The sequence below is a fragment of the Hymenobacter latericoloratus genome, assembly GCF_014199535.1.
Lineage (GTDB): Bacteria > Bacteroidota > Bacteroidia > Cytophagales > Hymenobacteraceae > Hymenobacter > Hymenobacter latericoloratus.
On record NZ_JACHNV010000003.1, the window covers coordinates 580,274 to 593,470 of the forward strand.

13 protein-coding genes are annotated in these 13,197 nt (G+C 62.0%); 2 read left to right on the plus strand and 11 right to left on the minus strand.

Annotated elements, in window-relative coordinates:
• Window positions 1-113: 113 nt before the first annotated feature.
• Entirely contained in the window at window positions 114-1,787 is a 1,674-nt protein-coding gene (locus tag GGU46_RS12980; RefSeq protein WP_183403953.1) for an ArnT family glycosyltransferase, read from the minus strand.
• 62 nt (window positions 1,788-1,849) lie between these two features.
• Window positions 1,850-2,746, minus strand: coding sequence for a glycerophosphodiester phosphodiesterase (locus GGU46_RS12985; protein WP_183403954.1), 897 nt, complete (start codon window positions 2,744-2,746; stop codon window positions 1,850-1,852).
• A 165-nt stretch (window positions 2,747-2,911) separates the two neighbouring features.
• Between GGU46_RS12985 and GGU46_RS12990 the strand changes: the two genes are divergently transcribed.
• Window positions 2,912-3,889 carry a GDP-mannose 4,6-dehydratase gene (locus tag GGU46_RS12990; RefSeq protein WP_183403955.1) on the plus strand — a complete coding sequence of 326 codons (978 nt, stop codon included), beginning with the start codon at window positions 2,912-2,914 and terminating at the stop codon, window positions 3,887-3,889.
• Window positions 3,890-3,986: 97 nt separating this feature from the next.
• Here GGU46_RS12990 and GGU46_RS12995 read toward each other — a convergent pair whose 3' ends face one another.
• Complete coding sequence (locus GGU46_RS12995) at window positions 3,987-4,637, minus strand: lipid-A-disaccharide synthase N-terminal domain-containing protein (RefSeq protein WP_183403956.1); 651 nt, start codon at window positions 4,635-4,637, stop codon at window positions 3,987-3,989.
• A gap of 18 nt (window positions 4,638-4,655) precedes the next feature.
• On the minus strand, window positions 4,656-5,453 hold the full coding sequence (locus GGU46_RS13000) for a glycosyltransferase (protein WP_183403957.1): 798 nt from the start codon (window positions 5,451-5,453) through the stop codon (window positions 4,656-4,658).
• A 130-nt stretch (window positions 5,454-5,583) separates the two neighbouring features.
• Here GGU46_RS13000 and GGU46_RS13005 point away from each other — a divergent pair, with 130 nt between their 5' ends.
• Window positions 5,584-6,222, plus strand: coding sequence for a hypothetical protein (locus GGU46_RS13005; RefSeq protein WP_183403958.1), 639 nt, complete (start codon window positions 5,584-5,586; stop codon window positions 6,220-6,222).
• A 93-nt stretch (window positions 6,223-6,315) separates the two neighbouring features.
• On the opposite strand, the gene hisIE is transcribed toward GGU46_RS13005, so the two are convergent.
• The 7 genes from hisIE to hisD form a co-directional block, all read right to left on the minus strand.
• Complete coding sequence (hisIE, locus tag GGU46_RS13010) at window positions 6,316-6,990, minus strand: bifunctional phosphoribosyl-AMP cyclohydrolase/phosphoribosyl-ATP diphosphatase HisIE (protein ID WP_317171919.1); 675 nt, start codon at window positions 6,988-6,990, stop codon at window positions 6,316-6,318.
• A 59-nt stretch (window positions 6,991-7,049) separates the two neighbouring features.
• Entirely contained in the window at window positions 7,050-7,808 is a 759-nt protein-coding gene (gene hisF, locus GGU46_RS13015) for an imidazole glycerol phosphate synthase subunit HisF (protein WP_183403959.1), read from the minus strand.
• 138 nt (window positions 7,809-7,946) lie between these two features.
• The gene (hisA, locus tag GGU46_RS13020; RefSeq protein WP_183403960.1) at window positions 7,947-8,663 is read right to left on the minus strand and encodes a 1-(5-phosphoribosyl)-5-[(5-phosphoribosylamino)methylideneamino]imidazole-4-carboxamide isomerase; all 717 of its coding nucleotides are present in this window, start codon (window positions 8,661-8,663) and stop codon (window positions 7,947-7,949) included.
• A gap of 108 nt (window positions 8,664-8,771) precedes the next feature.
• Window positions 8,772-9,362: an imidazole glycerol phosphate synthase subunit HisH gene (hisH, locus tag GGU46_RS13025; RefSeq protein ID WP_183403961.1), complete on the minus strand. Its 591-nt coding sequence runs from the start codon at window positions 9,360-9,362 to the stop codon at window positions 8,772-8,774.
• A gap of 166 nt (window positions 9,363-9,528) precedes the next feature.
• A complete protein-coding gene (gene hisB, locus GGU46_RS13030; RefSeq protein ID WP_183403962.1) occupies window positions 9,529-10,641 on the minus strand; it encodes a bifunctional histidinol-phosphatase/imidazoleglycerol-phosphate dehydratase HisB in 1,113 nt (370 codons plus the stop codon).
• A gap of 63 nt (window positions 10,642-10,704) precedes the next feature.
• Window positions 10,705-11,754, minus strand: coding sequence for a histidinol-phosphate transaminase (hisC, locus tag GGU46_RS13035; protein WP_183403963.1), 1,050 nt, complete (start codon window positions 11,752-11,754; stop codon window positions 10,705-10,707).
• Window positions 11,755-11,782: 28 nt separating this feature from the next.
• Window positions 11,783-13,096, minus strand: coding sequence for a histidinol dehydrogenase (gene hisD / locus GGU46_RS13040; RefSeq protein WP_183403964.1), 1,314 nt, complete (start codon window positions 13,094-13,096; stop codon window positions 11,783-11,785).
• Window positions 13,097-13,197: the final 101 nt, after the last annotated feature.

The following is a 13,197-nucleotide window of genomic DNA, read 5'->3' on the forward strand; positions in this document are numbered from 1 at the left end:
CACAAATCCTGAGACAGTCATCTAAACGTAAAAAATATTGCCTGTTTCTATATTATGTTAACTGCCAAGATTAATTAACACATTACTTCACAATAACTTATGGCATTAGGACCCTATTCGAGGATAGGATCCAGCCGGGAAACAAACCAGTAACCGGATTGCGGGTCGCGGCCCAGGAAGAAAGTATCCAGGGGCGTGACCCGCACTCGGGTGTCCCAGCCGACGGGCAACCGGGTTGTGATGGGAGAAGCGCTAAAAACCGCCACGGGTTTCCGCAAAGCCTGCAGTGTGTCTGCTGTGGGGTACCACACGGCCACGGTACGGCCGGCCGCCCAGACCTGCTTTATAGGCAGGGTATCCAGACTGCGCCAAGTTGCAAGGCCGGCCAGGCCCGCCACGGTGCGCATAGCAGCCATCCGCCGCAGGCCGGGCGTCTGCTTGCGGGCCTCCCAGAGCGGGTACGCAGGCGCCAGCAGGGCTATGATGGCTGCTACGCCGACCAACGTGGCGCTAATCAGCACCCCCACGTTGCTCCGACGTACCCCCCACCCGCAAACCCAGGAAGCCAGCCCCCCAAAGAGCAAAGCACCCAGTATAAACCGGGGAGTTGCCCAACCCAGCCCAGGCAGGTGGCTTAGAACCATGGCTACGGGCAATGCGGCAAAAACTACCGTCAGCAGACTACCCCACCCCCGCACCAGCCAGGCATCCGGACGGGGCCGGGCCGCACCCAGAGTAGTTTCCCAGTACCGCAGCATGCCGGCGCTCAGCAAGGCCAGGGCAGGCATAAGAGGGAGCATATACCGTTCTTTTTTTTCGGGCACCAGGCTCAGTAACACTACCCCACCCAGCACCCACCCCAGCGCCACGGCGTAGGGAATAAACCGCCCGGCCCGGGGCCGGGCGTAGGGCATGATCAGACTAGCCAGCGCGACCAGGGCCCATAAACCCGTGAAGGCAAAGAAGGACCAGTAGTACCACAGGGGCTGCACGTGCCGCTCGCCCCAGGAGGACATTTCTGTGCGGGCTACCTTCAAGGCCACCGGCGCTACTTCCTGCCAGATGTACACCGGCCAGCTGCCCCCCAGCAGCAAGGCGACTATTCCGGCCGCCAGCGTAGCCCACCCGTGCCGCTTTACTTGTCGGCGGTGCTGGGCCTGGGTCAGCAGGTAGGCCCCCACAAAGGGCAACAGCAAGGCATACACCGCAACCGGCCCCTTACTCAGCAGAGAAAGCCCCGCCAGCGCGCCCGCGCCCAACAAGGGCCGCCACGCCCGCCGCGGGCGCTGCCAGCCCCGAACCAACAGCCACAGGCTCCCCATCATCAGGCTAGTGGCGAAGATGTCCCACTGCCCTTCCCGGCCCGTGGTCACGACCAGCAGGCTGCTGGCCAGTACCAAAGCCGCCAGCCAGGCCGTGCGGCCGGGATGACGAGCCTCTCCCGGCGCCGGCCGCGTCAGCTCACGCGCCAGCCCCCAGAAAAACAGAACCAGCAGCGTGGCCGCCAGCCCCGCTGGTACCCGCAGCAGCCCCAGGTCCTCGGTCGGACCAATAAGCTGCTGCCAGGCGGCCACCGCCCAGGTAGGCAGCGGCGGCTTGGCCAGCCGAAGCTCCCCGTTCATGGTCGGAATCAGCCAGGAGCCACCGGCTACCATTTCCCGGGCGGCTACCAAGTTGCGCGCCTCCATCAGGCTGACTTCCGGCGCGCCGGCGTGCAAAAAGAAATTTACCCCGCACACGGCCAGCACCGTTACCCATTGCCCCCACTTCGTTGTTGTAATCCGCATAGAATCCCGTCTGTGTTTCCCAAGGTACCCCCCGCCCGGCTTGGCCCCGTAGCCAGAACCCGCTATCGTCGCCGCAACGTGGCCCGCAGCCGCCGCACGTTGTCCACCTCATAGGAGTCGGGGCCTACCCCAACCACCCGCCGGACGGCCCGGCCGGAGCGCCCGCCAAACACCACTACCTGCTTGCCCAGGGCGCGCACCCAGGCCACCCGCTCGGGGGTAACATCGTCTTTGTGCAGCACCGCGGCTCCCACCGTGGGCAGGCCCGCTAACTCTTGCAGCCCGGTATCAAAACCCTCGGTAAACTCAAACCCCAGCGGCACGGCCGGCAGCAGCCGGCGCAGGTAGTGGAGCGTGGCGGACCGGTTGGTTAGAATGAGCACCCGTTCGGCAGGAAGCTGGTAGCGAGCCAGCAGTTGCTGCAGCCGGCGGGCCAGGGCCGCGCTACGGGCTGCTTCCCCGCTGGAACAGGCATCGTCTTCGTGCAGATCCAGGTGCAGGTAGGGAAATGTGGGGTACTGGGCCAGCTGGGCCAGAAAAGTTTCCAGGGTGATCAGCTGCTCGCGCTGCCGCCAGTTGTGAAGCCAGCCGACGCGGTAGCGCAGGCCGGTAAGCCGGGCCGCCGGGGTCTGGCTGACGCAGCCCGTGCCATCGGTCATGGACTCTAGGGTGTGGTTGTGGTAGAGAACCGGGATGCTGTCCTGGCTTAGGCGCACGTCCACCTCTACCCCATCCGCCCCGCGGCGCAGGGCCCGGCGCAGGCTGCGGAGGCTGCTGGGGGGTAGGGCGTTAAACAAATGCACGAAGCCCGAACCAGCGTGGCCGATGACCAGCGGCCGGGGCGTGACCACCGAAGCATGGGCCGCCGGTTGCGCCAGCAGCCCACCAGCGGGCACAACAAAACTCAGCAGCAGACCTCCGAGCCGGCCCCACCCCGCGGCCCACGAAAATAGCATCATCAGGAAGTACAACAGCAGAACAGAGAAAAGCCGGCCGGATGGCCCCGCCCCAACCCGGGTGAGCCGTCCACTCGCCAAGGTAACCGGAAAAGGGCATTTCCGGTTACATTTGCGCCCCACCCCTCCCGGGCGCTTCTCCCTTCACTTTCCCGCTGCACTTCACGCATGGCTTCCATTCTGGTTACAGGCTGTGCGGGCTTTATTGGCTCGCACCTCGCCGAGCGGCTGCTCCTCGACGGGCACCGCGTGGTGGGCCTGGATAATTTCGACCCTTTTTATGACCGTGCCCGCAAGCAGCAGAACCTGCGCGCCTGTCTCCAGCACCCGCGCTTTACCTTTCATGAAGCCGACCTGCGCCACGGGCTCGATGCGCTGGTAGATGCCCTGCCCGCCGACCCCGTTGAGGTGGTGGTGCACCTGGCGGCCAAGGCGGGGGTAGGCCCTTCGGTGCGGGAACCCATTGCCTACCTGGAAAACAACGTCGTCGGGACGACGCACCTGCTGGAATGGATGCGTCTGCGGGATATCGGGAAGCTGTTTTTTGCTTCTTCGTCCTCGGTGTACGGCAACACCCCCGAGCGGCCCTTCCGCGAGGACGTGAGCCTGCTGGCTTCCTGCATTTCGCCCTACGCGGCCTCCAAGCTCAGCGGCGAGCAGCTCACCTACACCTACCACCACCTCTACGGGCTGTCGGTACTCAATGCCCGCTTCTTTACCGTGTACGGGCCCCGCCAGCGCCCCGACCTGGCCATTCATAAGTTTGTGCGGCTGCTGCGGGCCGGCGAGCCCATTCCGGTGTTCGGCGACGGTACCACGGCCCGCGACTATACCTTTGTGCTCGACACGGTGGACGGTATTGCCCGGGGCGTGGCCTACCTGCTCACCCACGACCAGGTCTATGAAACGATTAACCTGGGCAACAACCGCCCGGTCGCTTTGCTGGAGCTGATTGAGGCCGTTGGGCAGGCCGTGCACACTACCCCCCGGCTGGCCTTCCAACCCATGCAGGCCGGCGACGTGGACGTAACCTACGCCGACATCAGCAAAGCCCAGCGCCTGCTGGGGTACGCCCCCCAAACCACCCTCACGGACGGGCTGCAGGCCTTTGTGCAGTGGATGGACCAGACGGAACCGGTGTTCTAGCCCCCCGGTAGCTGGTCGTTGCTACCCCCGCGTTCAGCGTAAAGGCCCGCCAGCTACGTTCTGGCGGGCCGTTGCTTTTCCTTGACTTCCAGGAAACCTAGAGGGTAGGCGTGCGGGCCAGGCGGGCTTCTTCGCGGCGCAGCAGCACAATGTTGCGGGCGTAGACCACCGTGCCAAAGATGTTGCCGATCAGCAGCACGGCATCCCGCCGCAGCAGGGCGTAAATCAGGATAAGCACCGAGCCCACGAAACTGATCAGCCAGAAACTCAGGGGCAATGACGATTCGCCTTTGCGCTCCGAATACAGCCACTGGTACACGAAGCGCAGCAGAAAGATGGTTTGCCCCACGGCGCCCAGCAGCAGCACCCCGCGCGGAATGCGGCTGCCCAGCATGGCCCGCAGGCTGAAGTGCTGGTTGCCGGCCACAAACCAGCCCAGCATCGCCACCGGAAACACGTAGGCCCCCGCCCGAAACCAGGGATTCAGCTTGCTCCACTCCCCTAGCAGCTGCAGGTTGCGGATGTAGATGGCGTAGCTGATGAGCTGAGCGGCCAGGATGATGGGGTCGTGGCGCAGAATGCCGTACACAATCATCAGAAACGAGGACACCAGGCTGATCTGCCAGAACAAGGTAGGCACCAGCACCCGCTTGGCCCGCTCGCTCTGAATCCACTGCAGCACAATCCGGCTGGAAAACAAGAGCTGCGACACCAGCCCAATGCCCAGCGCCAGGGTTTGCGTGCTCATATCCGGTAGGGCTCCCACTTAGCGGCTGGCGTTACGGAGGTTACCCACCGAAGCTTCTGACGCTTCAGGGGCCGACTGGCGGTGGTGCTCCCCGATTTCGTAGTTTTTCCAGCGGCTGCGGATCCAGCGGAACCCGAACGTGTCGACCAGGGGCTTCCAGGCCCGGTTCCAGAGGTTGTACTTGGCCGTGCCCGCAAAGCGCGGGAAGTGGCGCACCGGCAGCTGCTTCACCCGGCCGCCCTGCAGCTGCACCAGCGCCCCCAGGAAGCGGTGCATGCCGTGAAACAGCGGCAGCCGGCGGGCATAGTCGGTTTTGATAATTTTCAGCGGGCAGCCCGTATCCTGAATGCCGTCGTTGATGAGCGTGCGCCGCACCCCGTTGGCAATCTTGGAGGAAAGCTTCTTGACCAGCGTATCCTGGCGCTTGGCCCGAATGCCGTTCACCATGTCGTACTCCGGGAAAAACGTCAGGAACTCCAGAAAATCCAGCGGGGTGGTTTGAATGTCGGAGTCGATGTAGCCGATCAGGGTGGTGCGGGCGTGGTCGATGCCGGCTTTGATGGCCGTGCTCAGCCCCCGGTTCTGGCTCAGGCTGATAAACTCGTAGTGAGCATCCCGGCCGCACACCTCGCGCAGAATAGCCAGGGAGCCGTCGGTGGAGCCATCATTAACGAACAAGACGGTCGTTTCCACCGGCGTTACGGCCAGAAACTTATCCATCTCCACCACAAACTGCCCCAGGCTTTCTTCTTCGTTGTAAACAGGCACCAGCACCGTCAGGCTTTGCTGGGCTAAATAGGAGGCATTTTCGGGCATACAGACGAACGTAAAACGGGGCGCAAGGTACTCAAGGATTTTTCAGCAGAATACTTCTGCGGAATGCAACCCAAGGGGCTGGGCGGCCTATCTTACTGCCAAGTATCCGAACAAGTTGTATGAATCTGAAATGAATCTGAAATTATACTATCTGGCCGCCCTGGGCCTCGGTATCTCACCACGTTTGCACGCCCAACACCAGCCGGGGCCCGACCTCCCACCGTCCCCCGCCCAAGTAGTAAAAGCCGGCGTGCGCGTATTTAATCAGCCCGATGCGACAGGCACTTACGAGAGACAACTCACACCTCAACTAAGCCTACTGGGGGGCCTGGGATATTTTCGCCAGCGCTATTCCCTCTATGGCCTGTGGTTTAGCCCTGCCGCTGGCCCACGCCAGCCGGAGGAGTTGCGGGGCATTTCTCACTCCTATCACGCCGACCTGCAGTTGCGTTATTATTTCCGGCCGCGCGTTGCCCGGCCGGCCCTCACGGGCTGGTACGCGGCTTTCGCCCTGCAGGGCACCTACCGGCGCACTACGGAAGTGTACGTGGCCTCTGCTACCATTCCGAGCGGTTCCAGCCGCCGCTACGGCAGCACCCAGGTGCAGCCCCAGGTGTATCTGGGCCGGCAATGGGGGCTGGGACCAAGAATAGTGCTGGACACGTTTGTGGGCACTTGCGTTTACCGGCGCGAATCCGTTAACCGGCGCAACCCCAAGGCCCTGTACCTTGATGCAGGCGGGGGCCTGCAGATTGGCTGGCGGTTGTAACGGCGGCGGGCCGGAAATGCCACCGCCGTTCCGGGTAGGGCGAAACGGCGGTGGCGGCTTATTTATCAGTTTACTAGGTTAGTGCCTACCCGCTTACTCCCGCCGAACCCCGCCGGAAATGGTGGTGTGGCGCTGGCGCAGTACCTGCACAATATCTTCCAACGACAGCCCCGAGGCCGTCAGGAGTACCAGCAGGTGGTAGAGTAGGTCGGCGGCCTCCCCTTTCAGGCCTTCCAGGTTTCCGCCTACGGCATCAATCACCGTTTCCACGGCCTCCTCGCCTACTTTCTGGGCAATCTTTGGCATTCCCTTACGCAGCAGCGACACCGTGTAGGATTTGGGGTCTTCGTTGGGGAACTGCTGACGGCGCTGCACCAGCCGCTCCAACTCTGCAATAAAACTGACGGCCGGGGCCGGGTAGGCCGTTTGGTCGGGCTGCTCGAAGCAGCTGGTAGTGCCGCGGTGGCAGGTAGGCCCGTCCGGCAGGGCCCGGATCAGCAGGGCGTCCTGGTCGCAGTCGGGGTGCTGGCTGACTACGGTGAGGTAGTTGCCCGAGGTTTCGCCCTTGGTCCAGAGGCGCTGCTTGGAGCGGGAATAGAAGGTCACGCGGCCCGTTTGCTCGGTCACGCGCCGGGCTTCCTCGTTCTGGTAGCCCAGCATCAGCACCTGGCCCGTCTGAGCATCCTGCACAATCACGGGAATCAGCCCATCGGGCATTTTGGCAAAGTCCATTTTTTTAGTTGTCAGTTGGGAGTTGTCGGTTGTCAGTACTGATGGGGGCCGTTATCATTACTGACAACCGACAACTCCCAACTGACAACTCATATTTACAGCCGCACCGGAATACCATCGGCCCGCAGATGCTCTTTCAGCTCCCGGATGCCAATTTCGCCGAAGTGAAAAATGCTGGCCGCCAGCCCGGCATCGGCGTGGGCCTGCTGGAATACGCGGGTGAAGTCCTGCTTGGAGCCGGCCCCACCGGAAGCTACCACCGGCACCGACACGGCCCGGCTGACGGCCCCGGTAATGTCCAGCGCGAAGCCGTCCTTGGTGCCATCGTTGCTCATGGAGGTCAGCAGTAGCTCGCCGGCGCCCCGCTCCGCCGCCTCCCGGCACCATTGCACCGCGTCGCGGCCGGTATTATGGGTGCCGGCCCGGGTGTAGATCTGCCAGCCGTCGGCATCGTTATAGCGGGCATCGGCGGCTACCACAATGCACTGCGACCCGAAACGGGCGGCCAGCTCGTCAATGAGCTCGGGCCGGGCCAGGGCCGCGGAGTTGATGCTGACCTTGTCGGCCCCGTTCAGCAGCAAGGCTTCCACATCGGCCACGGTACCAATGCCGCCGCCTACGGTGAACGGGATGTCCAGCTCGCGCGCTACGTCGCGCACCAGCGCCACCAGGGTCGCGCGCTTCTGGTTGGTGGCCGTAATATCGAGGAACACCAGCTCGTCGGCGCCCTCGCGGGCGTAGCGGGAAGCCAGGGCCACGGGGTCACCGGCGTCGCGCAGGCCCTCAAACCGGACGCCCTTTACGGTGCGGCCATCCTTTACATCGAGGCAGGGTATAATTCGTTTGGTTAGCATCGGGTGGTCTAAATATGCTGTCATCCTGAGCGGAGCGAAGGACCTTATCACGCCGGCGCGAAGCCGTTGTTATCCTTCAACCGTGATAAGGTCCTTCGCTCCGCTCAGGATGATAAAAGAACCAATCAATAGACGCCCCTATAGCCAGGGCTGCAGTTCGGCCAGGGTAATGGTGCCCTCATAGATGGCCTTGCCAATAATAGCGCCGTGCATGCCGATTGCCGCCAGGGCTTCCACATCGGCTAGGGTGGTAACCCCGCCGCTGGCCACCAGCTGGGCAGCGGGCAGCTGCTCGCGCAATTGCTGGTAGGTAGCCAGCGCGGGGCCCTGCAGCTTGCCATCTTTGCTGACATCGGTGCAGATAAAGGTACTGGCGCCCGCCGTCAGGTAGTCGGCCACGAACTCCTGTAGGGTCCGCTCGCTCTGCTCGGCCCAGGCGTTAATGGAAATAAAGTTGTCGCGGAAATCAGCCCCTACAATGATGCATTCAGCGCCAAAAACGCGCAGCCAACCAGCCACCGTTTCGGGTTCCCGCACGGCAATGCTGCCGGCCGTAATCTGGCGGGCACCCGCCCCGAAGGCTTGGCGCACGGCCTCCTCGCTTTGCAGCCCCCCGCCAAAGTCAATCTCCAGGGCGGTGTGCCGGGCAATGCGCTCCAGCACCGGCAGGTTCACCGGCTGCTTGGCCCGGGCCCCGTCCAGGTCCACCAGGTGAAGGCGCTTTACCCCGTGCTGTTCGAAGCGCTGGGCCACGGCTAGGGGGTCGGAGTCGTAGGTGGTCTGCTGGGAGAAGTCGCCTTCGGTGAGGCGCACGCACTGGCCATTGATGAGGTCAATAGCGGGAATGATTTCCATGGGTGTCTGCTATCTGCTAGAATGATGGGGTAGGAAAACTCTGTGGCGCTTTGGTCTGCCGGCGCAGGTAGTGAAATACTCCCTACCCCCTGTCGGTGGCCAAGGCTGCTAGAGCTTCAGAAAGTTTTCCAGAATCCGCGTCCCGACCGGGCCGCTTTTCTCGGTGTGAAACTGCACGGCGTAGAAGTTCTTATACTGCACGGCGGCACTAAAGGGCGCGGGGTACTCGGCCTGGGCAATGGTGTAGTCCCCGACGGGTGCGTAGTAGCTGTGCACGAAGTACACGTAGTCCTCCTCGCGCAGCCCTTCGAAGAGCGGGGAGCGAAGCGCCTGCAGGTTGTTCCAACCCATGTGCGGCACTTTATACTCCGGAGCGCTGGGGAAGCGAATCACGTTAAAAGGCAAAATTCCGAGCAGGCCGGTACCGCCCCCTTCTTCGCTGTGCTGCCCCAGCAGCTGCATGCCCAGGCAGATGCCCAGGAATGGTTGAGTAAGTGTCGGTAGAAGCTCATCAAGGCCCTGGGCCCGCAGCTCGCGCATGGCCGAAGCGGCTTCGCCTTCACCCGGAAACAAAACCTTATCGGCCCGCCGAATCACTTCGGGCTCCGAGGTCAGGGTAGCCTGTACGCCCAGGCGTTCCAGCGCAAACAGCACAGACTGTACGTTGCCGCCTTTGTAATCAATTACTGCTATTTCCATTTGAAGGATTATAGGCGAATTATGTGTTTACTCATTTGTATAAACATATGGTGTAGCCCCTGTTCTCCTATAATTGCTTAACGCACCTTCCTAACTTTATAAGCAGGGGTGCTTGACGAGCTGCAGACAATGAAGGCTTTACCATATGTTTATACAAATGTTAAAACTACAGAACTCCCTTTGTGCTGGGAATTTCCATCCGGGCGGCGTCCCGTACTAGGGCCATCTTGATAGACTTAGCTACAGCCTTAAATATGGCCTCAATCTTATGATGCTCGTTCTGCCCCTCGGCCTTGATGTTCAGGTTGCAGCGGGCTGCATCGGAGAAGCTTTTAAAGAAATGGTAAAACATTTCCGTGGGCATGTCCCCGATTTTTTCCCGCTTAAACTCCGCATCCCACACCATCCAGGGGCGGCCGGAGAAGTCGATGGCGGCTTGGGCCAGCACGTCGTCCATGGGGAGCAGGAAACCGTAGCGGGCCAGACCGCGCTTGTCGCCGAGGGCCTGGGTGAAGGCCTCGCCCAAGGCAATGGCCGTGTCTTCGATGGTGTGGTGCTCGTCGATGTGCAAGTCACCCTGTACCGAAATTTTCATATCCACGCCCGAGTGCTTGCTGAGCTGATCAAGCATATGATCGAAGAACCCCAGCCCAGTCTGCATCTGCGGACGACCATTTCCATCGAGGTTTATTTCGATGCTGATTTTGGTTTCGTTGGTGTCGCGTTGTACTGCCGCCGTGCGAGCAGGCAACCGCAGGAATTGGTATATCTTTTCCCAGTTGGTTGTCGAGAGAGCGGCGCGGTCATCGGCCTCCCCTTCCGGCCGGATCAGAATAGACTGGCAGCCTAAGTTCTGCGCGAGCTCCACATCGGTGAGCCGGTCGCCGATAACAAAGGAGCCGGCCAGGTCGTAGCCGCTGCCTTCCCCAAGGTATTGCTGCAACATCCCGATGCCGGGCTTGCGGGTAGCCAGGTTTTCGTGCGGAAAGCTCCGGTCGATGTGCTCCCGCGCAAACTCCACTCCTTCCGAGCGCAGAATATCGAGCATCATGGTGTGGGCCGGCCAGAAGGTGTCTTCCGGAAAGCTGTCGGTGCCCAAGCCATCCTGGTTACTTACTAGTACCAGCTCGTAGTCCAGTTCGCGGGCAATGCGCGCCAGTCCGGTGATGGAGCCCGGCACAAACTGAAATTTTTCCCGGCTCAGGGAGTCAACCTGAAAATCGGTGGGCGGCTCAATCAGGATGGTGCCGTCCCGGTCAATGAAAAGAACTTTCTTCATGATAGAGAAATGACCCAGGTGGGGTCAGGTAAAATCGGAGTGTCGTACTGTTGTCGGGCGGGCTTACTCGAACTGTTGGAGCGCCTCCAGCAGTTGCTCATTTTCCTGTGGCGAGCCCACGGTAAGTCGGAGCGTGCCGGCGCAGCCTGGCTGGGTAGTACGGTTGCGCACAATAATGCCACGGCTTACCAGGAAGTCGTACACGGCTGTGGCATCAGGCCGGAAGCGCACCAGCAGGAAATTCGCATCCGAAGGAAATACGGTTTCCACGATGGGCACGGCCGGCAGGCGCTCGGCCAGCCAGTCACGGCCCCGGAGCAGCTGCTGGCGCATACCCTCAAAACGAGCCGCATCGCGCAGAGCCTGCAGGGCGTGCTGTTGGGTAGCTTCCGAAACGTTGTAGGGCGGCTTGATTTTGTTGAGGTAGCCGACAATTTCCGGACTGGCGAAGGCCATGCCCAGGCGCAGGCCGGCCAAGCCCCAGGCCTTGGAGAAGGTTTGCAGAATCACCAGGTTCGGGAACTCCTCCAGGCGCGTGGTCCAGCTGGGAGCTGCAGCGAAATCGGCATAGGCCTCGTCGACTACTACCAGCCCCCGGAAGCCGCGCAGGATTTGCTCGATGGCTTCGGCGTGGAGCAGATTGCCCGTGGGGTTGTTGGGCGAGCACAAAAATACCAGCTTGGCCTCGGAAGCTACTACCCCCGCTACTGTCTCGGAGGAGAGCTGAAAGTCCTCGGTGAGCGGCAGCCGCTCGATGCGCACGTCATTCAGATTAGCGGCTACCTCATACATGCCATAGGTAGGCGGCAGAATCAGAATGCTGTCCTGGCCGGGAGTGCAGGTCAGGCGCACCAGCAGGTCAATGGCTTCGTCGGAGCCGTTGCCCAGAAAAATCTGCTCGGGCCGCACGCCTTTCAGCGGGGCCAGCTCGGCTTTCACGGCCCGCTGCACGGGGTCGGGGTAGCGGTTGAACCGCTCGGGGCCGGCGCTGCCCAGGCTATTCTCGTTGGCGTCGAGCATTACATGCGCCTCTCCCTGAAATTCGTCGCGGGCCGAAGAATAGGGTTTCATGGCCCGGATGTTGGGCCGCACGAGGCTATCGAGGTTAAACATTGATTCTGAATTTAGGATGACCGCACTGCTAGCGCGGATTCTGTTCTATTGACCGCCCAAGCGACTCCAGCCGCAGCGTGATGGCGCGGGCGTGAGCCCGTAGGCCTTCGGCTTCGGCCATCAGCTCCACTACCGGCCCCACCTGGCGCAACCCTTCGGTGGAAAGCCGCTGGAACGTTATCTTTTTCAGAAACGAATCCAGGGATACACCACTGTAGTTGCGGGCGTAGCCGTTGGTGGGCAGCGTGTGGTTGGTACCCGAGGCATAGTCGCCGGCAGCTTCCGGAGTCAGGTGGCCCAGGAATACGGAGCCGGCGCTGGTGACGCCTTCGGCCAATTGCTCGGGGTTCTCAACGGCCAGAATCAGGTGTTCGGGCGCGTACTGATTCGAGAAGTAAAGCATTTCCTCCGGGGTGCGGAGCAGAATGGCGCGGCTTTCCTGCAGGGCCTGAGCGGCTACCTCAGCCCGGGGCAGCTGCTGCAGCTGGCGGGTTACTTCGGCCTGCGTAGCTTCCAGGAGGCTCAGTGAATCCGACAGCAGAATCACCTGCGAATCGGGTCCGTGCTCGGCCTGGCTCAGCAAGTCAGCGGCGACGAAAGCGGGGTTAGCCGAGGCGTCGGCAATAACCAGCACTTCCGAGGGGCCGGCCGGCATGTCAATGGCTACCCCGTAGCGCGTGGCCAACTGCTTGGCGGCCGTCACGTAGCGGTTGCCGGGGCCGAAGATCTTATCAACAGCGGGCACCGAGGCCGTACCGCCGGTAAGGGCCGCCACGGCCTGGGCCCCGCCGGCTTTGATAATGGTGGTAATGCCCAGCAGCTGCGCCGTGAACAGAATCACCGGGTTCACGGAGCCATCGCGCTGGGGCGGGGTGCACAGCACTACCTCCGGGCAGGCGGCCAACCGAGCCGGGACGCCCAGCATCAGCAGGGTACTAAACAGCGGGGCCGTACCGCCCGGAATGTAGAGGCCCACCCGCTGCACCGGCACGGCCCGGCGCCAGCAGTGCACACCCGGCATGGTTTCTACCTGTTCCGGCTGCGGCACCTGGGCCTCGTGAAACCGCAGAATATTCGCGTAGGCCTGACGAATGGCGGCCTGCAGCCCGGCCGGTACTTGCGCGGCCGCGGCGGTAAGTTCATCGAGACTGACGCGCAAACCGCCCGAGAGGTCGGCGCCGTCGAAGCGCTGGGCGTAGTCGAGAAGGGCCGCGTCGCCGCGCTGGCGCACATCCTCAAAAATCTGTTGTACCCGCTCGTCGATGTCCTGAGCCTGCTGGGCCGCGGCCCGCTGCTGCAGGGCGGGCCAGTCCGTTTGGGGGGGGTAAGAAAATAATTGCATGACGTTTTCTGGCTGACGTGTAGTAGTGATTTTACTAATGACTGCAGGTAGACGGCGCGAGTGCACTCCTATATTATAAGGAGTAGCTGCTCGCGGCCTAC

Bases quoted from the DNA above. Each gene is read 5' to 3' on its own strand.
- GGU46_RS12980 (WP_183403953.1), bottom strand. From the start codon at position 1,787: ATGCGGATTACAACAACGAAGTGGGGGCAATGGGTAACGGTGCTGGCC.
- hisH (WP_183403961.1), bottom strand. From the start codon at position 9,362: ATGGAAATAGCAGTAATTGATTACAAAGGCGGCAACGTACAGTCTGTG.
- hisD (WP_183403964.1), bottom strand. From the start codon at position 13,096: ATGCAATTATTTTCTTACCCCCCCCAAACGGACTGGCCCGCCCTGCAG.
- GGU46_RS13000 (WP_183403957.1), bottom strand. From the start codon at position 5,453: ATGCCCGAAAATGCCTCCTATTTAGCCCAGCAAAGCCTGACGGTGCTG.
- GGU46_RS12990 (WP_183403955.1), top strand. From the start codon at position 2,912: ATGGCTTCCATTCTGGTTACAGGCTGTGCGGGCTTTATTGGCTCGCAC.
- GGU46_RS12985 (WP_183403954.1), bottom strand. From the start codon at position 2,746: ATGATGCTATTTTCGTGGGCCGCGGGGTGGGGCCGGCTCGGAGGTCTG.
- GGU46_RS13005 (WP_183403958.1), top strand. From the start codon at position 5,584: ATGAATCTGAAATTATACTATCTGGCCGCCCTGGGCCTCGGTATCTCA.
- hisB (WP_183403962.1), bottom strand. From the start codon at position 10,641: ATGAAGAAAGTTCTTTTCATTGACCGGGACGGCACCATCCTGATTGAG.
- hisF (WP_183403959.1), bottom strand. From the start codon at position 7,808: ATGCTAACCAAACGAATTATACCCTGCCTCGATGTAAAGGATGGCCGC.
- GGU46_RS12995 (WP_183403956.1), bottom strand. From the start codon at position 4,637: ATGAGCACGCAAACCCTGGCGCTGGGCATTGGGCTGGTGTCGCAGCTC.
- hisC (WP_183403963.1), bottom strand. From the start codon at position 11,754: ATGTTTAACCTCGATAGCCTCGTGCGGCCCAACATCCGGGCCATGAAA.
- hisA (WP_183403960.1), bottom strand. From the start codon at position 8,663: ATGGAAATCATTCCCGCTATTGACCTCATCAATGGCCAGTGCGTGCGC.